Source organism: Deltaproteobacteria bacterium GWC2_65_14, from assembly GCA_001797615.1.
GTDB lineage: Bacteria > Desulfobacterota > Deferrimicrobia > Deferrimicrobiales > Deferrimicrobiaceae > GWC2-65-14.
The window spans coordinates 39,854-60,036 of sequence record MGPV01000049.1; the positions used below are offsets into that span (position 1 = coordinate 39,854).

Consider the following 20,183-nt stretch of genomic DNA (forward strand, 5'->3'; position numbering starts at 1 on the left):
GGGCACCGGCGCGGTGCCGATTCCCGCAGTGTAGAGCCGAAAGGAGACCGGCATGGCCGCGACCACCGAGCTGACCGACTACATGGGCTTCCAGGAGCTGCTGACCCCGGAGGAGAAGCTGGTGCGGGAGACCGCCCGGCACTTCGTGAACGAGGAAGTGCTGCCGATCATCGACCGTCACGCCCAGGAGGAGACCTTCCCCGGGCACCTGATCCGGCCGATGGGGGAGCTGGGGTTCTTCGGCCCCACCCTTCCCGAGAAGTACGGCTGCTCCGAAATCTCCAACGTGGGCTACGGATTGCTGATGTACGAGCTCGAGCGCGGCGACTCCGGCCTGCGCAGCTTCGCCTCCGTCCAGGGGTCGCTGGTCATGTATCCGATCCACGCCTACGGAAGCGAGGCGCAGAAGGACTTCTGGCTCCCGAAAATGGCGACCGGCGAGGCGATCGGCTGCTTCGGGCTTACCGAGCCCGATTTCGGCTCCAACCCCGGCGGGATGCGAACCCACGCAGTGCGGGAGAAGGACGGCCGGTGGCGGATCAACGGCTCGAAGATGTGGATCACGAACGGGAGCATCGCCGACGTGGCCGTGGTCTGGGCGAAGACCGGCGACGGGATCCGAGGCTTCCTGGTGGAGAAAGGCACTCCCGGCTTCACCGCCCCGCAGATGAAGGGGAAGTGGAGCCTGCGCGCCTCGGTGACCTCGGAACTGATCCTCGAGGACGTCCTCGTCGACGAGGAGAGGAGCCTGCTGCCGAAGGCGAAGGGGCTGAAAGGCCCCTTGAGCTGCCTGACCCAGGCGCGCTACGGGATCGCCTGGGGGGCGCTGGGGGCCGCCGACGCCTGCTACCAGACCGCCCTCGAGTACGCCAAGGACCGGATCCAGTTCGACAAGCCGATCGCCTCCTTCCAGCTGCAACAGCGCAAACTCGCGGAGATGGTCACAGAGATCACCAAGGGGCAGCTGCTCGCGTTGTACCTGGGACGGCGCAAGGACCAGGGAACCTGCACCTTCGCCCAGGTCTCCATGGCGAAGATGAACAACGTCCGGATCGCGCTCGAGGCGGCCCGCACCGCGCGCACCATCCTCGGGGCGAACGGCATCATGGGCGAGTACCCGATCATGCGGCACGCGAACAACCTGGAATCGGTCTCCACCTACGAGGGGACCGACGACATGCACACCCTGATCATCGGGGAGCAGATCACCGGGATCTCCGCCTTCCGGTAAACCGGCCCGACCGGTCCTTCCGGAGCGGGGCGGGTCAGACCCGCTCCAGGATCATCGCGATCCCCTGCCCCACGCCGATGCACATGGTGCAGAGGGCGTAGCGGCCCCCGGTCCGCCGCAGTTGGTAGAGGGCGGTGGCGACCAACCGGGCGCCGCTCATTCCCAGCGGGTGCCCCAGGGCGATGGCCCCACCGTTGGGGTTCACGTGGGGCGCGTCGTCGGGAAGGCCCAGCTCCCGCATCCCGGCGAGCACCTGCGCGGCGAATGCCTCGTTCATCTCGACGACCTCCATCCGCTCCAGCGTGAGGCCGGCGAGCGCCAATGCCTTCCGGGAGGCCGGTACCGGCCCGATCCCCATGATCCGCGGAGGCACCCCGGCGACCGCCACGGAGACGATCCGGGCCCAGGGCGTCAGGCCGTGCTCCTTCGCCCCCCTCTCCGAGGCGACCAGCAGGGCGCAGGCCCCGTCGTTCACCCCCGAGGAGGTCCCCGCGGTCACCGTCCCGTTCGCACGGAAGGCCGGCTTCAGCCGCGCCAGCGCCTCCAGCGTGGTGTCGGGCCGGGGGTGCTCGTCCCGGTCCACGACCACGGCGTCCCCCTTGCGCTGCGGAAGGACGACCGGCTCGATCTCCTCCGCGAGCCGTCCCTCCGACATGGCCCTGGCGGCCCGCTGCTGGCTGGAGAAGGCGTAGGCATCCTGGTCCCCGCGCGAGATCCGGTACTGCCCGGCCACGTTCTCCGCGGTCTCCCCCATCGACTCGATCCCGTACTGGTCTTTCAATATAAGGTTCACGAAGCGCCAGCCGATGGTGGTGTCGTGCATCTCGACGTTGCGGTCGAAGGGGGCGGCCCCCTTGCTCATCACGAAGGGGGCGCGCGACATGCTCTCCACCCCCCCGGCCACGATCAGGTCCGCCTCTCCCGTGCGGATCGCCCGGGAGGCGGCTCCCACCGCGTCCATCCCGGAGCCGCAGAGGCGGTTGAAGGTCACCCCCGGCACCTCCACGGGGAGACCGGCCAGTAGCCCCGCCATCCGGGCGACGTTGCGGTTGTCCTCCCCGGCCTGGTTGGCGCAGCCGTACATCACGTCGTCCACCCGGCTCCAGTCGACGGCGGCATTGCGCCGCATCAGCGCCTGGATCGGATGCGCGGCCAAGTCGTCCGTCCGCACTCCGGACAGGCTCCCCCCATACCTGCCGATCGGGGTCCGTACGGCATCACAAAGATACGCTTCGCGCATTGCAAGCCTCCAGCAGCTGGAATCTTCCTTTTCCGAAAGGCATGGTGCCGTGCCGCGGTCACGGCTGCCGGGTCTTCCTTCTCTCCTCCTCGCGGATTTCCCTCCGGAGCAGCTTTCCGACCTTCGATTTGGGGAGCATGTCCCGGAATTCGATATAGCTGGGCACCTTGTAGGAAGCCAGGCTGCGCCGGCACCACCGGATGAGATCGGCGCTTCCGACCCCCTTGGCATCCTGCTTCAACACCACGATGGCCTTGATCCGCTCGCCGCTCACATCGTCGGGCACCCCGACGGCGCAGGCTCCGACGACGGTGGGATGGTCCTGGAGCACCGCCTCGATCTCGGAGGCGGAGATCCGGTATCCCTTGTATTTGATGATATCGGCGGAACGCTCGACGAACTCGATCTCGCCTTCGCCGGTGAACCGCACCAGGTCGCCTGTCCGGTAGAAGGTCTCGCCCCCGATCGTCCTGTAGGACCGTTCCGTCTCCTCGGGCTTGTTCCAGTAGCGCTTCACGATGTGCTCGGAGGTGACCGCGAGTTCACCCACGTCGCCCTGCGGAAGCGGCTCCTCCGTTTCGGGGTCGATGACGATGCATTTCCGCGACCGGAGCGGCTTGCCCACCGTTTTGGGAGACGGCCTCCTGTCCAGGGGACTGTACGTCACGTGGCCCACTTCCGTCGATCCGTAGACCTGATAGATGGGGACGCCGCAGCGCTGCTCCCAGCTGTTCATCACTTCCGCCGGCAGCACGTCGCCGCCACTGAAGCAGTACCGGAGGGAGTCCAGCGCGTACAGGTCGATCCGGTCGCTCTCCAGCAGGTTCCGGTAGAGGGCCGGCACGCCCAGCATCCAGTCCACCGCGAATCTCTGAATCGCGTCGAGGATGGCATCAGGCTCGGGGAATGGCATCAGGACGAGCGTGTTCCCCTTGTCGAACGCCGTTGCGATCGCGAACCCCTTCGCCATGATGTGGAAGAGGGGGGTCACCATGAGGATCGTGCTCCCCCCCTCCAGCAGGTGGTCATGGAACACGTCGTCCGTCATGTCCCGGATGTAGGAGACCTCTCCGGCGTGGTTTCCCACGACTCCCTTGGGGAAGCCGGTCGTCCCGCCGGTGTACATGATGTAGGCAAGATCCTCGTCCGGGTCGATCTCGATGAGCGGGGGGGCCGCCCTCCCCCTCCGGAGGACCTCCCGGAAGGTGAAGATCTCCCTGCTCCGCTGCACCTTCCCGACCGGGATCCTGTCGAACAGGTGCCCGAACGCCCGCTTCCAGAAGGGAACGAGGTCGACAAGCCCCGTCACGATGACCCGTTTCAGGTCGGTCCTGCCGAGGATCTCCCGGACATACATGTAATTCGTGTCGAGGCAGATGACCGTCGATACCTCGGCATCCTGTACGATGTACTCCAGCTCGTGGGAGGTGTAGATGGGCGACACCGGAACGACGACGGCGCCGATCTTGTTGATCGCGAAATTCGCGATGACCCACTGCGGGCAGTTCCGCACGTAGAGCAGGACCCGTTCTTCCGGTCTCACGCCGATCGCGAGCAGTCCGGAAGCAAACCGGTCCACCAGCCCGTGGAGCTCCGAATAGCGGAACCGCTCGCCCAGGTAGACGAGCGCCGTATGGTCCGGATACCTCCTGCAGGACTCCTCGAACCCGCCGAATGTCGTCCCTTGATACCTCTTGTCCATCCGTCTCACAACCCGAAATATGCGGACTTCACGTCCGGGTTGTTCATCAGCTCGTCCCTCGTGCCTTCCAAAATCGCGTTTCCGTTCTCGATGATGTAGCCCCGGTGGATCACCGGGATTACCGGCCTCGCGTATTGTTCCGCGACAACGATGGTGATCCCCCGGTCCGCCTGGATCTCCTGCAGCGAATCGATCACGATCTTCTGGTAGGCGGGGCTCAGCCCCAGAAGCGGCTCGTCCAGCAGCAGGATCCTCGGCCTTGCCATGAGCGCCCGTCCGATGGCCAGCATCTGCTGTTCCCCGCCGCTCAGGAAGCCGCCCTGGCGGTGCACATGGTCCTTCAGGTGCGGGAAGATGCTGAAGACGTATTCGATGTCCTGGTTCCGGTACTTCCGCGGTGCGAGGTAGGAGCCGATCCGCAGGTTCTCGAGGACCGAGCTCTCCGAGAAGATGCGCCTGCGCTCCGGGCAGAGGATGATCCCCCGGGCCGCCCGCTTGTGCGCCGGGAGGGCGGTGATCTCCTCCCCGTCGAGGGCGATGGACCCGAACAGCGTGATCCGCTCGCCGCCCCTCATCTGTTCCTTCTTCCGGATGTCCAGGATGATCCCCGAAAGGACGTACAGGAGCGTGCTCTTCCCGGCGCTGTTGGAACCGAAGACCCCGACCACGGAGCCCTTTTCCGCCGCGAGGCCGACATTGCTCAGCGCCAGCATGTTCTCGTAGTACACCATCAGCCCGGACGCCTCGAGCATGGCTACATCTTCTCGCTTCCCAGGTATGCCTCTTTCACCCGCGGGTCTTCGATGACCTCCCGGAAATGGCCCTCGGCGATCTTCTCGCCGAACTGCAGGGCCATGACCCGGTCCGCCACCCGGAACAGCTCGCGCAGCCTGTGCTCGATCATGACCAGGGTGATCCCCTCCATCTTCATCTTCTCGATGAGCGGAATCAAGCTCGCGATCTCGCTCGCGCTCAGCCCGGAAAAGACCTCGTCGCAGAAGATGATCTCGGGCCGCAGGGCCAGGCAGCGGGCCAGCTCCAGCCTCTTCAGGTAGCCCGTCGGAAGGGTCGACGCCAGCTTGTAGGGGACCCGGGAATCGCGCTCGAAGCCGATCTCCTCGAGGATGTCGACGGCCACCGTGTCGCGGTCCCCGTGCTTTCCCCCGCCTCGCCAGCCGCCCTCCTTCCGCGCACGGGGCGACCAGAGCGGGATCACGAGGTTCTTGTAGGCCGGCAGGGAGTAGAAGGGTCGCATGAGCTGGAATGTCCTTGCGATCCCCACCCTGGCGATCCGGTGCGCGGGCCAGCGGGTGATGTCGCGCCCCCGGAAGAACACCTTCCCCTCGTCGGGCCGGACAAACCCCGTGATGCAGTTCACCAGGGTCGTCTTCCCTGAACCGTTCGGCCCGATGATCCCGAAGATCTCTCCCTGCCGGACCGAAAAGTCGACGGAGCTCAATGCCCTCAAGCCGCCGAACGCTTTTCCGAGACCTTCCACAGAGAGGATGCTCATACGGCCTTCCACCGCTCGAACTGCTGATATTTCCGGGTGCAATAGGACATCAGCCCTTCGCTCTTGAACACGATGAAGCCGGTGAGGACCAGGCAGTACAGGACGATCCGGAAGGTCCCGAACATCCGTAGGAACTCGGAGAGGGGAACCAGGATGAAGCTTCCCATCACAGCCCCGAAGAGAGATCCGCCGCCGCCGATCGTCACCGCGGCGATCGGGATGATCGAAAAATCGAGCGCGAAGAGCGACACACCCGCCCACATGTACAGATGCGCGAGGTAGGCGCCGCCGAGACAGCCGATGCCGGAAGCGATGAAGACGGCCAGCGCCTCGATCCGGACCACGTCGATTCCCGCCGCCCGCACCGACTGGTCGTTGTCCTTCACGGCGTGCAGGACCAGCCCGATGTCCGCATTCTGCAGCCTTCGCAGGGCGAAGAGCACCGCCAGGAGGATCCCGATGATGCTGTAGTTCTCGAGGTTCTGGCCGGGAAAGCTGTCCAGGCCGGTGATGCCGTTCGAGCCGCCCAGGATGTTGAACGCCTCGATCAACCTCGTGAAGAGCAGGGGGTACATGAGAGTCACGATGGCGAAGTAGACGCCACGGAGCGAAAGACACGGGAGGATCAAAAGGGTCGACACCACCGCCCCCGCGACCGTCGCGGCGGGAATCGACAGAACCACGGGCAGGTGCAGGTAGACATTGAACACGGCGGCGAAGTATCCGCCGAGTCCGATGAACATCGCGCCGCCCAGGCAGACCAGTCCCACGCAGTTGGCCAGGAAGTCGAAGGAGATCGCCAGCAACGCGTAGACGCACAGGATGTTGATCACCCGCTTCCAGTAGGGGGCAAGGCCGAGAGCCAGCGGCAACAGCAGCAGCCCGGCGATCAGAAGGATCCGCGGGCCCGCGAGATAGAGCATCTCCCGGAGGGAGGACATGGCGTAGATCCCGTCGCTCCGGACCTTGATGCCTCGGTCGATCCTCTCCTTCCGCTTCTGGCCGTCGCTCATACCCGGTCGTCCAGCTCCTTCTGTTTCCCGAACATGCCCGAAGGCTTCAAGAGCAGCGTCACGATGATCGCGAGCAGCGAGATGACCATCTGGAACTGGGTGGACAGGAACACCTCGGTCAGGATCTGTGCGAACCCGATGAGGAACGACGCGAGGATCGCGCCGGTCCAGCTGCCGAGGCCGCCGATGATGCTGACCGCGATCGAATAGATCAGCACGTTGTAGCCCGTCTCCACGACGATGTTTCCGAGCGGCAGGATCAGCACCGCCGCGAAGGCGGCCAGCCCCGACCCGAAGGCGAAGGAGAACAGCGCGTTCCTGTCCGAGTCGATCCCCAGCATCATCGCCGCCCGCTCGTCCTGCGCGATCGCCTTCAGGGCAAGCCCGGTCTTCGTGAACTTCACGAAGAGGCTCAGCGTCGCGAACACGGCGATTCCGAATCCCAGGACGAAGAGCCGTTGGTAGTCGACGACGACGCCGCCCAACGTGATGGAGCCGGCAAGGAAGGAGGGGAGCGTGAAGGTCGACCCCCGCAGCCCCCCCCACCGCAGCCCCTCGATGATGGCCAGCCCCATGGCGTAGGTGGCGATGATTTCCGAGATCTCCATGCCGCGGATCTTGATGATGATCAGGCGGTACAGAAGCGCGCCGAGAATGGACGTGCCGGCGATCCCCAGAAGGATGCTCAGAACATAGTGCAGCCCGAGGGGATTGACGCAGAGCCAGACGAGGTAGCCGCTCGTGATATAGAGCGCCCCGTGGGCGAAGTTGGGAAGCCTGCTGATGCTGTACACCAGCGTGAAGCCCAGCGCCATCAGCGAGAGCGTCACGCTGTTGATGATGCCGTAGAGCAGGATCTCCATGTCACCATCCGCAAACCCGTGGTGGATGCCGATACGCTGGCACCAGCCATTCGACGGTGCCATGGACCAAGCCGCATGGAAACGCCCGGGAACCCCGCAGTGTTACGGTGGAGCCTTCTCCGCAGGGATCAGGTTCACCGGGTGGGTGGACTCCCCGAACCTCGTCACCTCATCCACGGAGGAAGCAGGATCTTCCCTTCCGCGGTCTTGGGCGGGAACACCTGGACCCTCCTGCCTCCCTGCCACTGGATGATGCTGGTGACGGCCCCCTCGTCCGGATCGAGGGAGGGAATGACCTGGTGGCTCTTCTTGTCGAATCTGATCCTGCCGTACACGCCCATGAGGTCCAGGTTCTCCAGGGCGGTGATGACCGCGTCGGAATCGATGCCGCCGGCCTTTTCGATGGCCTCCTTGAGGGTATACACGGCCATGTAGCTCGAGGAGGTCCCGTACCCTTCCGGCTCCAGTCCCCATCTCTTTTGATAGGCATCGGCGAATTTCATGGTCCAGGGGGTGATCTTCGCAGGGGCGTTTCCTCCATTCACCAGGTTGACGATCAGGAATTCCCCCCTTCCCTCGGTCGCCTTCCAGAATCCCGGCTGCTCCGCGGCGTTCACGAATCCCATCGGCAGCGCCTTCACCTTCAACGTGCTCCACTGCTTGAGCAGGATCGAGCTCTCCGGCATGTCCATCCACAGGAAGAGGATGTCCGCCTTCTGCTTTATGGCCTCATTCAGTCCGACCGAATAGTCGGTGGTCCCGGTGGGATAGATCTTCATCTCCACCACGTCCCATCCCTTCTCGGTCAGCATTTTTTTCATGAATTCGCCGCCCTTCCGGGCATGCTCTACATCCTGGACCATGATGTAGACCTTGTTGAACCCGTGGCCTTTCTGGATGTCGCCGAAGAGCGTCATGAACTCGTTCGCCATCACTCCCACATGGCTGGTGATCCGAAAGCAGTACTTGTACTTGTCGTAATTCTCCGCAACCTTCTTGTGATACGCGGGTGTCAGGACGCCGGTGGTCAGGATGCTGACCTTCTTGTACTTGCTCAGCAGGTCCATCGCCGCGAGGGCCGCCTCGGAACGGACCGGTCCCCCGATGAGGAAGTCCGCGTTCTTTTCGAGAACCAGCTTTTCCACAGCGAGCAGCGCTTCGGTGACGGGCACACCGGCTTCCAGGTCGCGCGTGTCGATGACCTCGACCGCGAAAGGCCTCTTCTTCCCGCCCACGTTGACTCCGCCCGCGGCGTTGATCTCCTCGACGGCCAGCCTGATGCCGCGCTCCGCATCCCACCCGTACAGGAACGCCGTGGCAAGAGGTGCGCCGATGACGATCGGCTTCTCGGCCGCCGCCGCGATCCCCGAAAGGCCGCCAAGACAAAGCACTAGCAATAACGCCATCACAATCCTGAACGATTTCATTCTCATCGCCCCCCCCTTGATTGGGTATCCCCCTGCATTATAACAAACAAACAGAATAAAACCGTTTTTGGGAACGGACCGGCCGAATCCGACAGACCCCTCCTCCATCTCCTCCGGATCCGAATACGGGAAGCGGGGCGGCCCTTTACCCTTCGTCCCCGCTGGCCGCCCGGTAGGCGCGGATCCGTTCGGCCATCTCCTCCGGAACCGGCATCGGGCGGAACCCGGCCTCCTGGTCGATGAGGCAGGCCGTCATCTCCGCCTCGAAGCATGCTTCGCCTCCGCCGGCCTCCCCCGTGACCGAGAAGCCGATGCTCGACCTGCCCAACCGGGTCACCCGGACCGTCACCCGGATCTCCTGCCCCGGAACCATGGGGGCCAGGAAAGCGCAGCCGGCCGACACCCACGGGGCCCCCTGCCCGCGGACGGCGATCAGCGTGAGCCACGACACCCCCGCCACCTCCTCGTACCATTCGCCGACGACCTCGACCGCGTACTCGAAGACCTTCGGCGGATAGATCTTCCCGGAGGGGCCGCACTCGCCGTAGAGCACTCGCCGCATTCGAGTGAACGGCTTCCCGCCGGCCTTCGGTTTCCGCGGCGGGATCCCCTCCGTTCGCCCTGTCCGGCTCAGGGCGTCTTCGTTTCCGCCGCACCGGACCCGGTACTCCTCGATCCGTTCCCGGTGCTTCGCGGGGACCGGGGCCGGGGATCCGGTCCCCCGTTCCAGGAAACGGCCCTCGAGGCGGACACGGAAGCATCGCTTCCCCGAGTCGTCCTCGCCCGCCGCAAGGAAGGTGAGGGTTTCCCGTCCGTTCCCCACGACCCACACCCGAACCCGAACCACCTGGTCGGGAAGCAGCGGCCGGAAATATTCGCAGTCGATCCTCGTGAAGTCCGGCTCGAGCCGGTGCCGCTCGATCCACTCCGTCCAGGAGACCCCCAGAACCGACTCGTGCCAGGCCTCCACCGCCTCCACGGCATAGTCGACCGCCCGCGGGGCATAATAGATCCGCGCCGGATCGCAGTCTCCGAATGCGACGCGGCGGCGATAGGTAAACGGTTCTGTAGGCAATTTCATCCCCTTGTCGGCACCTGAACGCCGGCGGAAGCGCCGGTCTTTCAGATCATCAGGTGCATCTTCCGGATCTCCTCGTTGTCGGTGAGCTCCCTCACCGTCCCATGGTAGCGGATCCGGCCGTTGTCGATGATGTAGGCGCGGTCGATGAGCCGCAGCGACGACTTCAGGTTCTGTTCCGAGAGCAGGATGCTGATCCCCGCCTCCTTGAGGCGGAGGATCTGCTCCTCGAGCGCCTTCACGATGAGCGGCGCCAGCCCCTCCGTCGGCTCGTCCAGCAGGAGCAGCCTCGGGTCGCTCATGAGCGCCCTTCCCACGGCGAGCATCGCCCGCTCGCCGCCGCTCAAGAACCCCGCCCTTCGTCCCGCGATCTCCCGGAGCGGCGGGAACAGATCGTACACCTTTTCCCGGCTCCACTCCCCGGTCCGCCGGTGGACGATCCCGAGGTTGTCCTCGACGGTCAGGTCGGCGAAGATCCTCCGGTCGTCGGGAACGTAGCAGATGCCGCGCCGCACGAGCTGGAACGGCTTTTTCCCCGTCACGTCCTCCCCGTCGAAGAAGATGGTCCCCTCCTTCGGCCGGAGCATCCCGCAGACGCTTTTCATGGTGGTCGTCTTGCCGGCTCCGTTCCTCCCGAGCAGCCCGACGATCTCGCCCCTGCGCAGCGACAGGGAGACATCGAAGAGGATGTGGCTCAGCCCGTAGTAGGTGTGGATCCCCCGGACCTCCAGCATCACCCGTCCTCCCCGAGGTAGGCGCTCTGGACCTCTCGGTTCCGCCGCACCTCCTCGCAGCTCCCCTGGATCACGGTCCCCCCCCGCACCATCACCATGATCCGGTTCGCGATCTCGAAGACGACCGCGAGGTCGTGCTCGCAGAACAGGATCGTCAGGCCGTGCTCCTCGGAAAGCCTCCGGATGAGGTGGATGCAGCGCTTCGTCTCCTCCGGCGCCATCCCGGCGGTGGGCTCGTCGAGGATCAGCAGCTCCGGCTTTCCGCTCAGCGCGACGGCGATCTCGAGCACCTTCTGATCCCCGTGCGAGAGCAGGTCGCTCTCGACGTCCCGTTTTTCGTAGAGTCCGACGTTCCGGAGGATCCCGTGCACCTCCTCCGCCGCCATGTCCCGCACCGTGGCGAAGATCCGGAAGGTCTTCCGCTCCCGCGCGAGCACCGCGATCTGCACGTTCTCGAAGACCGAGAGGCGCGGGAAGATGTTCACGACCTGGAAGGACCGGGTGATCCCCATCCGGCAGAGGAGATGGGGCGCGACCCCGCCGATCTCCCGCCCCTGGAACAGGATCCGGCCCGAGTCGGCGGACAGGTGCCCCGTGATGAGGTGGAACAGCGTCGTCTTCCCCGCGCCGTTGGGGCCGATGACCGCCACGATCTCCCCGGCCTCCACGTCGAGGTTCGCACCGTTCACGGCCCGGAAGCCGTCGAACGACTTGACGGCCGATTCCACCCTAAGCATGACCGGTCTCCGCCCGCCGGAAGCGCCGGACGACAGCCCCAAGCACTCCCTCCGGCAGGAAGATGATCACCAGCGTGAGGAGGATGCCGAGGAACAGGTGCCAGTACTGGAAGTGGATGCTGACGTAGGTCCGCAGGAGCATCAGGATCGAACTCCCCACGAGCGGCCCGAAGAAGGTGTACATCCCCCCGAGCAGGCACATGATCAGCACCTCGAGGGAGTAGGTCCAGAACATCATGTCGGGGAAGACCGACGTGTCGACCACGACGAAGAGGGAGCCGGCCACTCCCCCGAAGAACCCGGCGATCACGAGGGCCGCGAGCTGGTGCAGCTTCACGTGGATCCCGATGGCCGACGACCGGACCGGGTTGTCCCGGATCCCCTCCAGCGCCTTCCCGAAGGGGGAGCGGACGATCCGGTACAGCGCGAACAGGCTGGCCGCCGTCACGATCAGGGTGTAATAGTAGGCCCCTGTTGTCGAGGAGAGCAGGTCGGGCAGCGGGATGCCGTGGATCCCGTCGTCGCCGCCGGTGAAGGAGTACCACCGGTAGACCGTCGCCCAGACGAGCGATCCCAGGGAGATCTGGAGCATGCCGAAATAGAGCTTCGAGAGGCGCACGCAGACGATCCCGATCGCCAGGGAGAGCAGCGCCGCCAGCAGCGGCCCCGCGAGGAACCCGAGCGCGGCCGGCATCCCGCTCCGCGTCAGCATCAGGGCCGTCCCGTAGGCGCCGATCCCGTAGAACACGGCGTGGTGGAACTGGTAGAGGCCGCCGTACCCGATGGCAAGGTTGAGACTGGTCGCGAGAAGCCCGGTGAGCAGGAGGATCGAGACGATGTAGACGTGGAACCGGGGGGCGAACTGCGGCAGGGCGGCGAGCAGGACCAGCAGGAGGATCGCGGCGGCATGTTTCCCCTTCATCGCGCCGTCACCAGGCCGACCGCAGAAGGCCCTTCGGCCGGAAGACGAGCACGACGACGACCGCGAGGTAGGGGAAGACGATCCCGAACTGCGGCCAGACCAGGATGCCGAGCGACTGGGTGAGCCCGAAGATCAGCGAGCCCAGCAGGGCCCCCCAGATGTTCCCCAGACCCCCGATGATCACGATCAGGAAGGCCTCCATGATGAGCGAATGGTCCATCCCCAGGGAAATGCTGACGATGGGAGCGACGAGCGCCCCCCCCAGCCCCGCCAGAAAGCAGCCGAGCACGAAGGTGAAGGCGAACACCCAGCCCACGTCGATTCCGACGGCGCTGACCATCTCGCTGTCCACCGCCGCCGCGCGGGCGATCTTCCCGATCCTCGTCCGGTTGATGACGAGCCAGAGGAAGACCGCGATCACCGGCCCGACCAGGAGGAGGAACAGGTTGTACTGGGGGATCGGCAGGCCGAAGACCTCCGCGGAGCCCCGGAAGATCGGGGGCGCGGTGATGGAGCGGTACTCCGATCCCCAGAGGATCTTCACCAGGTCGCCGAGGATGAGCGTGAAGGAAAAGGTGAGCAGCAGGAGCATCAGGTGCTCCCGGTCGTAGAGGTAGGAGAAGAATCCCCGCTCCAGGAGAAACCCCAGGGCCGCCACGACCAGCGGCCCGGCGACCATCGCCGCCCAGAAGGCGAGCGTGCCGCCCCCCAGGAACTGGATCACCGTGTAGGCGGAGAAGGCGCCGATCATGTAGAGGGAGCCGTGCGCGATGTTCGGGATCCGGAGCACTCCCAGGATGAGGCTCAAGCCGGACGACACGATGAACAGGATCGTCGTCCGGCTCAAGCCCACCAGGATCTGCGTCAGCGTCCCGGCCGAAAGAAGGTTCTCCAGCATGTGCATCGGGAAGGAACTACTTCGCCCGCTCCTTCATGATCTCCTCGCAGCTGGGCATGTAGTCCTTTCCGGACACCGACAGGATGTCGCCCGCGACGAGAAACTCGTATCTCGGCGATTTCCTGGTCACGCCGAAGTACATCGGCAGCACGATCTGGTGGTCGCAGGCCCGCACCTCCAGGGTGCCGATGGGGCTGTCTGCCGTCATCCCCTCCAGGGCGTCGATGAACTTCTCCTTGTCGATCTTCCCGGCCTTCGCATAGGCCTTCTCGAGGAACTGCGCCGCCATGTACCCGTAGACGGCCCCGCTCTTGGGATGCCGGTGGAACCGCTTCTGGAACTCCTCCGCGAAGGACTTGTTCTCCTTCGTGTCCGGGTAGTAGAAGAGGTAGTTCGCGGTTCCGAACACCCCTTCCGGCGCGTTCTGCCCCTGCGGCATCAGGGTGGAGAGCTCGATCCCGGTGTGCTGGTAGAAGGGGACCCGCTTGTTGAACCCGGTGGACTGCGCCGCCTTCTGGAAGTTCACCATGCTCCCGCCGCCGGTGGCGACGATCACGAAATCCGGCTTCGCCGCGAGGATCTGGGTGATGTAGGGGGTAAAGTCGCTCTCCCGCATCTTCCACCAGGTTTCTCCCAAAAGCGTAACCTTCGGGTTCAGCTTCTTCAGGTTGCCGAAGATGCTCTCCGCGATCGCGTGCCCGTACTCGTAGTCGTCCCCGGCGATCCAGTACCTGGCGTACGGCTTCTTCGCGAGCACCGTCGCCGTGGCCCGTCCGATCATGTCCGTGTTCTCGTTCATGCCGAACACGTAGCGGTGTCCCTTCTCCCCGGTGATCTTCCCGCTCTTGGAGAAGGTCACGAGGAAGGGGACCTTCTCCTTCTTCGCGAGGTCGGAGATCGCCAGCGCCGTCGCGCTGTTGATCGTGCCCATGAGGATGTCGACGTTCTCCTGGAGGATCAGCTCCTTCGCCAGCGTCAGCCCGACGTCCGACTTGAAGGTGTCGTCGCGCAGCAGCACCTCGATCTTCTTCCCGAGCACGCCCCCCTTCGCGTTGATCTTGTCCACCGCCATCTGGAACCCGTCCCGCACGTCGTTGGTGTAGGTCGTCACCGGCCCGGTGTAGGTGTCCACGATCCCCACCTTGATCGTGTCGCCGGCGAATCCCGTTGCGGCCACCACGCACGCCAGTACGACTCCCCCCAGGAACAATCCGATCCGCCTCATCGCTTCCCCCCATTTGGTATGAAGTAGAGGACAACCACGTCCGGGTCCGGCTTCGCCGCGTACAACCGCTCCAGGAGCCCTTTCCGCCGTTCCAGGGCCGCCCTCTGGTTGATGTATCCCTTGTCGGTGATCTCGTTCGCGTCGATCGAGGGCGGCTCGGTCATGAGCAGCAGCCGCCCGACCCTCGCCGCGGAGCCCTCCTGCCGGGCGTTGTGGTCCGCCAGCGCCTTGCGCAGGTGATCGACCACCTCCCGCCTCCGGACGAGCGCCTCGACCGGCAGCGTCCCGTCGGCGTCCCCGCAGAGCTGCCGGCATCCCTGGAGATTCGGCCAGGCGAGGATCCCGACCTCCGCCCGGTCGTGGCCGGCCACCAGGGCATCCTGGAGCGCGGGAGCGGCCGCCGCCATGACGGCCAGCCGCAGCGTCCCCGCGTGGACCCAGGTCCCCGTGTCGAGCTTGAAATCCTCCGCGACCCGCCCGTCGAAGGCGATCCCCTTGGTGGGATCGCCCGGGTCGACGAACCTTCCCGCGTCGCCGATCCGGTAGAACTCCTCGTCGTCGAACGCCTCCCGGGTCAGGTCCGGACGGTTCAGGTAGCCGGGGGTGACGTTCGGCCCCTTGACCCGCAGCTCCAGCTTCCCTCCTCCGGGCACCATCTTGAGGATCACCCCCGGGCAGGGAAGCCCGATGACCCCCGCCTGCTCGATGAGAAAGTGGGCGGAGGTGGCCAGCGGAGCGGTTTCCGTCGATCCCCAGGAGGAGGTCATGGGCACCCGCTTCCCGGTCGCCTGCACGGAGACCGCCTCCAGGCGCCTCCACAGATCCTGGGACAGGGCGGCCCCGGCGTAGAAGATCAGCTGCAGCCGGCGGAAGAAGCTGCCGCGCAGCGCCTCGTCCCTCTCGAGGAAGGGAAGCAGCATGGAGAAGCCGGCCGGAACGTTGAAGTAGATGGTCGGGGAGAGCTCGGCCAGGTTCCTCACCGTCTGCTCCACCATGCCGGGGGCCGGCTTTCCGCCGTCGATGTAGAGGGTCCCCCCCCGCTTGAGGACCAGGTTGAAGTTGTGGTTCCCCCCGAAGGTGTGATTCCAGGGAAGCCAGTCGACCAGGACCGGCGGGGTCTTTTCCGTGAACGGCCACACCTGGGCCAGCATCTGCTGGTTCGCGCAGAGCATCCCGTGGGTGTTGATCACCCCCTTGGGGAGGCCGGTCGACCCGGAGGTGAAGAGGACCTTGGCGACGGAGTCGGGGCCCACCGCCTGGAACGCCTTCTCCACCGCATCCGTGGCGGGAGGTTCCAGCAGGACGGAAAAGGGGGTGGCGCGGAGTCCGGCGGCCTCCCCTCCCCGGGTGACCACCTCCACCCCGGCAAGGTCCAATGCCCCGAGGGCCCTGGCGAACATCCTGCCCTGCTCGGCGAAGACCAGCCCGGGCCGCACATCCCCGAAGATGGCCCGAAGCTTTGCAAAGTCCTGGCTCAGCAGCGAATAGGCCACGGAGACCGGCACCACCGGGACCCCCGCAACGAATCCCCCGAGCATGAGCAGCGCATGGTCGATGGAGTTCCCGGAGAGGATCATCACGGGACGCTCCGGGCCCAGCCCCCGGTCGATCAGCGCCTGGGCGACGGAATCGGCGAGGCGGGCGGCCTCCCGGTAACTCTGGAGCCGCCACTGCCCCGAGGGCTCCCGCTCCCCGAGAAAGGTCCTCATGGGCGCCTCCGCCGCCCAACGGCGCAGGAGAACCCCCAGGCTTCTATCGCAGGGTTCCAGGGGGACGGGGGAGCGGAGAAGATAGCCCCCTCCCGGGGTGGTCTCCACATCGACCCTCGCCGGCGCGAAGTCGATCGGCGCGAATCCGGCCCGGTTCACGGCCTTCCCCCCCTCCCCGGTCTCATCCTCCCGAAAGGATCCGCATCACGACGACCTGGTCGCCGTTTCGGACGGGAGCGTCCTGCTCGTTCGAAAGGATCAGTCCGCCGTTCACCGAAACGACCAGGGAACGGTCCTCGAGTTTCTTTGCCGCGTGGGGGAGCCGCCGGTTCAGCGCCTCCCGCAGTTCCGCGGCGCTCCTCACCGGCTCGTCCACGATGACCGCTCCCTCCGGGGCTCCCGGGATGTCGTCGGGGAGGGCGACTTCGACGGCGAATCCGGTGGTCACCTCCGCGAGGCGGCGGTGCCACGCAAGCGACGGGACTCCCGCGCCGTTGAGCCCGAGGAGGGCGTAATAGCGGGCCTTGAGCTGCGCGAACCGGGCCCGGTCGATCTTCTCCCCGGAGAAGGGCCCTCCCCGGATCTCCTCCTCGAACCAGCGGTCCGGGAGGGTGTCGTCCTTCTCGGTCAGCCCCAGGCGCGCGTTGAGGAGACGCTCGATCCCGGTGATGTTGCGGCCGATCCCGTCGAGCTGCTCCGGGGTGAACTCCTCCCCGGTCAGCTCCCTGACCTGCAGGGCGAACTCCTCGCACCCGGCGGTGGAGGGGGAGTTGAAGAGCTTGGTCGCGAAGCGGCAGACGCCGACGGCGTCCCCCACCGCGAAGGTGTTCTCGCAGGCCCGGACCGCATGCTCCTTCCCGTCGTAGCGGTTCGGCTCCGGCGACACGGATCCGCCGTAGAGGGCTCTCTTGAACTCCGGGTCGTCGTTGATCCGGGCGTTGATCTCGAGGGTGGGACGGTTCCGGAGGTGATCCATCCCCCGCGTGGAGACGGCGACGCCGAGGGCGAAGCCCTTGAGGATCCTCGAGTCGTGCGGGTCGGTCTGGAAGAGCCCCTTGACGGCCATCCGGTAGCGGAGGGCCTCCCGAGGATATCTCCCCCGCTCCACCGCCCGGGAGGAGTCGGCAATGACGTCGCCGAACCCTTCCCGACGGGCCGTCAGGAAGAGCAGCTTCTCGATCACCTCGTAGTTGCCCCAGGTCAGCTCGAGCCCCCCGGTGTCCTCCCGGGAGAGGATCCCCCGCTGGTACAGCTCCATGGCCCAGGCGATGGCGCTTCCGGTGCTGGCCGAGTCGAGCCCCAGGTCGTTCAGGATGTTGTTCAGCCGCAGGACCTGCTCGGGCTCCCGGAGCCCGACCATCGGGCCCATCTTCCCCAGGGTGACGTAGTCGGGGCCCTCCCCCTTGTCGTGCCGGTCGAAGGAGCCGTCGCCCCGGATCCCCCGGTAGTTCTTCTCCCGCCGATGCTCCCGGTCCGCCTGGCTCTCGTCATAGGGGGCGTTCCCGGCCACTCCCTTGAGCGCGCTGGCTCCCCACCCCCCTACCCCCTCGGGGGTCATGTCGTTCAGGGGGCGGCACCGGACGGGACATTTCAGGCAGCTGTCCATGCCGGTGCGGTAGGGGTCGAGATTGCCCGCGTCCAGGGAGTCGTCCCAGACCGTCTCCTGGTTGTTCCTGACCGCGATGGCCCCCAGGATCCGGCTCGGCTTGTAGAGGAAGGGGGTCCCGACTTTTTTCAGCGCATGCTTGACCGCGCTGGCCGACAGGACCTTCCGGGCGAACTCCCGGTTGTTCTCCTTGAAGGCCTGCGAGAGGTCGGGATGTGTGCAGCGCCCCCGGATCATGACCGCCTTGAGCCGGAGGGAGCCCATCTTCGCCCCCGTGCCCCCGCGGGCGTAGATCGCCTTGGGTCCCCCCATGATTCCGGAGCAGAGGACCAGGTTTTCCCCGGCCCGGGTGATCCTGGCCAACGCCATGTCCTTGCGCTCGGTGCAGGTGAAGTCGCGCTCGACGGCCCGGACGAGGTCGATGTTGTCCATGCCGAGGTAGGAGGCGGCGTCGTGGAAGCGGACCCGTTCCTCCGAGATCTCGAGGAGGGTCCACCCCGCGGAGCGCCCGTAGAGGACCAGGTGATCGTAACCGTGCAGCTTGAGGAAGGTGGGAAAGCCATCCCCGCAGTTGCTGTCGAGGAATGCGTCGCTGTCCGGGGCGATGCTGCTGACGTTCCCCCGCGCGGCGGTGGGAACCGTCCCGGTGAGGACCCCGCTGCCGAAGATCAGGGGAACTCCGGGGTCCAGCGCCTCCCGCCCGTCCGGCAGCAGGTTGTAGAGGAGGAACATGTTCCCGCCGCGGCCGCCGAGGAAGGTGCGGAAGACCTCCCGGGGGAGGTACCCGGAGCGATGCTCCCGGCGCTCCAGGTCGACGAAGAGCACGGCCCCCTGCGTCGGGTACCGGGGACGGTCGTGCATCCGGCCCGACAGCCGCTCCACCTTTTCCCGGATGTCCATGACCCCTTCGACGACCTCCCGTTCCGCGAACCGTTCCATTGTATCGCCCCCGGCGCGCCGAAAGAAGCGGGGCGTCGTCCGGCGGCGCCGGCGGATCAGCGCGGCTCGAGCGCCTTGACCAGCCCCCGGACCATCGTGTTGAAGGGGGTGGCGATCCCGGCCTGCGCTCCGTACTCGATGATCTTGCCGTTGATGTAGTCGATCTCGGTCCTCCGTCCCGCCTCGATATCCTGGCGCATGGACGGCTTGTGGTGCCCCGCGCTCCGGATGTAGCCGACGCAGTAGGGGTAGAAGTCCGGGCCGAGGAAGATCTCGTTCGCCCGGGCCACGGCGATCCCCTCCTTGATCAGGGAGTCGACCAGGGTGAAGAGGATCGGGTCGCTGATGACCTCGGCCATCGTCTTGCCGGTGATCGCGCAGATCGGGTTCATGCAGGCGTTCATGACCGCCTTCCGCCAGACCATGCTCAGGATCTGCCCGGTGTGGACGGTGTCGAGCCCGCACCGGGTGAGGACCTCGCAGATCGCGACGGCGGCCTTGCGCGCCCCGGGGTCGAGCTCCTGGAGAACGTGGGGGCGATGGTGGAAGGCGAGCCGGACGTGGCCCGGAGCGATCGGAACGCACCCGAAATTCACGACCGCCCGCAGGACATGCTCCGGCCCCAGGTGGTGCGCGAGGACCCGTTCGGTGTCGATGCCGTTCTGCCAGCTGATCACGTACCGCCCCTCCCCCGGGTACCCCTCGAGGGCGGAGGCGATCAGCGGGAGCGCCGTCGCCTTGACGGCGACGAGGATCACGTCGGGAGGATCGTCGAGGATCTCCTCGATCCGGGGGGTCGTCCGGGCCACCTTCGCCTTCAGGATGTCGGTCCCCTCGATCCGGATCCCGGGATCGCGCGCCGGCGCAAGGAGCGACGGTACGATGTCGCACAGGGTGACCTCGCACCCCCCCTTCGAGAGAAACGCGGCGATGACGTTGCCGACCGGCCCGGCTCCGATGACCGCGAACTTCTTCGGCCTGTAGCGTCGTTTTGCCATCGGCTACCCCGGATTCTCGAGGATCCCGAAGTCGTCGGCGCTGAGCAGCCTGACGTGGTTCCGCTTCAGGATCTCGATCGCGCGGTCGTTGTCGCTGAACCGGAAGACCATCACCGCCTTCCCGGAGGTCCCCCCGGCAAGGGCGTACATGTACTCGACGTTCACCCGGCTCTCCTTGAACGGCTTGAGCACCCTGGCCAGGCTGCCGGGAACGTCGTCGATCTCCGCGGCGACGACGTCGTCGATCCGGGCCGGGAGCTGCTTTTCCATGACCACCCGGCGGGCCCGGGCGACGTCCGACACGAGGATGCGAAGGACCCCGAAGTCGGAGGTGTCGCTGATGCAGAG

General features: G+C 66.0%; 18 protein-coding genes. 1 reads left to right on the forward strand and 17 read right to left on the reverse strand.

The annotated features are described in order from the left end of the window. Window positions 1-52: 52 nt before the first annotated feature. A complete protein-coding gene (locus tag A2X88_09305) occupies window positions 53-1,231 on the forward strand; it encodes an acyl-CoA dehydrogenase (protein ID OGP33602.1) in 1,179 nt (392 codons plus the stop codon). A gap of 34 nt (window positions 1,232-1,265) precedes the next feature. On the opposite strand, the gene A2X88_09310 is transcribed toward A2X88_09305, so the two are convergent. The 17 genes from A2X88_09310 to A2X88_09390 all read right to left on the reverse strand — a co-directional run. Continuing rightward, a complete protein-coding gene (locus tag A2X88_09310; protein OGP33603.1) occupies window positions 1,266-2,471 on the reverse strand; it encodes a 3-oxoadipyl-CoA thiolase in 1,206 nt (401 codons plus the stop codon). A gap of 58 nt (window positions 2,472-2,529) precedes the next feature. Further along, on the reverse strand, window positions 2,530-4,173 hold the full coding sequence (locus A2X88_09315; protein OGP33604.1) for an AMP-dependent synthetase: 1,644 nt from the start codon (window positions 4,171-4,173) through the stop codon (window positions 2,530-2,532). A 5-nt stretch (window positions 4,174-4,178) separates the two neighbouring features. Beyond that, window positions 4,179-4,925 (reverse strand): ABC transporter ATP-binding protein, encoded by a 747-nt coding sequence (locus A2X88_09320; protein OGP33605.1) that lies wholly within the window; start codon window positions 4,923-4,925, stop codon window positions 4,179-4,181. A 2-nt stretch (window positions 4,926-4,927) separates the two neighbouring features. Then, complete coding sequence (locus A2X88_09325; protein OGP33606.1) at window positions 4,928-5,686, reverse strand: ABC transporter ATP-binding protein; 759 nt, start codon at window positions 5,684-5,686, stop codon at window positions 4,928-4,930. After that, the gene (locus A2X88_09330; protein ID OGP33607.1) at window positions 5,683-6,699 is read right to left on the reverse strand and encodes an ABC transporter permease; all 1,017 of its coding nucleotides are present in this window, start codon (window positions 6,697-6,699) and stop codon (window positions 5,683-5,685) included. The genes A2X88_09325 and A2X88_09330 overlap by 4 nt, the downstream gene beginning before the upstream one ends. After that, window positions 6,696-7,562, reverse strand: coding sequence for a branched-chain amino acid ABC transporter permease (locus tag A2X88_09335; protein ID OGP33608.1), 867 nt, complete (start codon window positions 7,560-7,562; stop codon window positions 6,696-6,698). Before A2X88_09335 ends, A2X88_09330 begins: the two co-directional genes overlap by 4 nt. Before the next feature lie 164 nt (window positions 7,563-7,726). After that, a complete protein-coding gene (locus A2X88_09340; protein OGP33609.1) occupies window positions 7,727-8,995 on the reverse strand; it encodes an ABC transporter substrate-binding protein in 1,269 nt (422 codons plus the stop codon). Window positions 8,996-9,134: 139 nt separating this feature from the next. After that, window positions 9,135-10,070 carry a hypothetical protein gene (locus A2X88_09345; GenBank protein ID OGP33610.1) on the reverse strand — a complete coding sequence of 312 codons (936 nt, stop codon included), beginning with the start codon at window positions 10,068-10,070 and terminating at the stop codon, window positions 9,135-9,137. A gap of 41 nt (window positions 10,071-10,111) precedes the next feature. Then, window positions 10,112-10,804, reverse strand: coding sequence for an ABC transporter ATP-binding protein (locus tag A2X88_09350; protein OGP33611.1), 693 nt, complete (start codon window positions 10,802-10,804; stop codon window positions 10,112-10,114). Next, a complete protein-coding gene (locus tag A2X88_09355; protein ID OGP33612.1) occupies window positions 10,801-11,538 on the reverse strand; it encodes an ABC transporter ATP-binding protein in 738 nt (245 codons plus the stop codon). The genes A2X88_09350 and A2X88_09355 overlap by 4 nt, the downstream gene beginning before the upstream one ends. Then, window positions 11,531-12,460 carry an ABC transporter permease gene (locus A2X88_09360; protein ID OGP33613.1) on the reverse strand — a complete coding sequence of 310 codons (930 nt, stop codon included), beginning with the start codon at window positions 12,458-12,460 and terminating at the stop codon, window positions 11,531-11,533. Before A2X88_09360 ends, A2X88_09355 begins: the two co-directional genes overlap by 8 nt. A 7-nt stretch (window positions 12,461-12,467) precedes the next feature. Continuing rightward, window positions 12,468-13,364, reverse strand: coding sequence for an ABC transporter permease (locus tag A2X88_09365; GenBank protein OGP33614.1), 897 nt, complete (start codon window positions 13,362-13,364; stop codon window positions 12,468-12,470). Between the two features lie 10 nt (window positions 13,365-13,374). Further along, on the reverse strand, window positions 13,375-14,583 hold the full coding sequence (locus A2X88_09370; GenBank protein ID OGP33615.1) for an amino acid ABC transporter substrate-binding protein: 1,209 nt from the start codon (window positions 14,581-14,583) through the stop codon (window positions 13,375-13,377). Further along, complete coding sequence (locus A2X88_09375) at window positions 14,580-16,451, reverse strand: feruloyl-CoA synthase (protein OGP33616.1); 1,872 nt, start codon at window positions 16,449-16,451, stop codon at window positions 14,580-14,582. Before A2X88_09375 ends, A2X88_09370 begins: the two co-directional genes overlap by 4 nt. A 22-nt stretch (window positions 16,452-16,473) precedes the next feature. Continuing rightward, window positions 16,474-18,798, reverse strand: coding sequence for an aldehyde ferredoxin oxidoreductase (locus tag A2X88_09380; GenBank protein OGP33625.1), 2,325 nt, complete (start codon window positions 18,796-18,798; stop codon window positions 16,474-16,476). Window positions 18,799-18,893: 95 nt separating this feature from the next. Next, window positions 18,894-19,835 (reverse strand): 2-dehydropantoate 2-reductase, encoded by a 942-nt coding sequence (locus tag A2X88_09385; protein OGP33617.1) that lies wholly within the window; start codon window positions 19,833-19,835, stop codon window positions 18,894-18,896. Between the two features lie 3 nt (window positions 19,836-19,838). Continuing rightward, window positions 19,839-20,183 (reverse strand): amino acid-binding protein (locus tag A2X88_09390; GenBank protein OGP33618.1); only part of this gene is annotated, 345 nt, incomplete at its 5' end.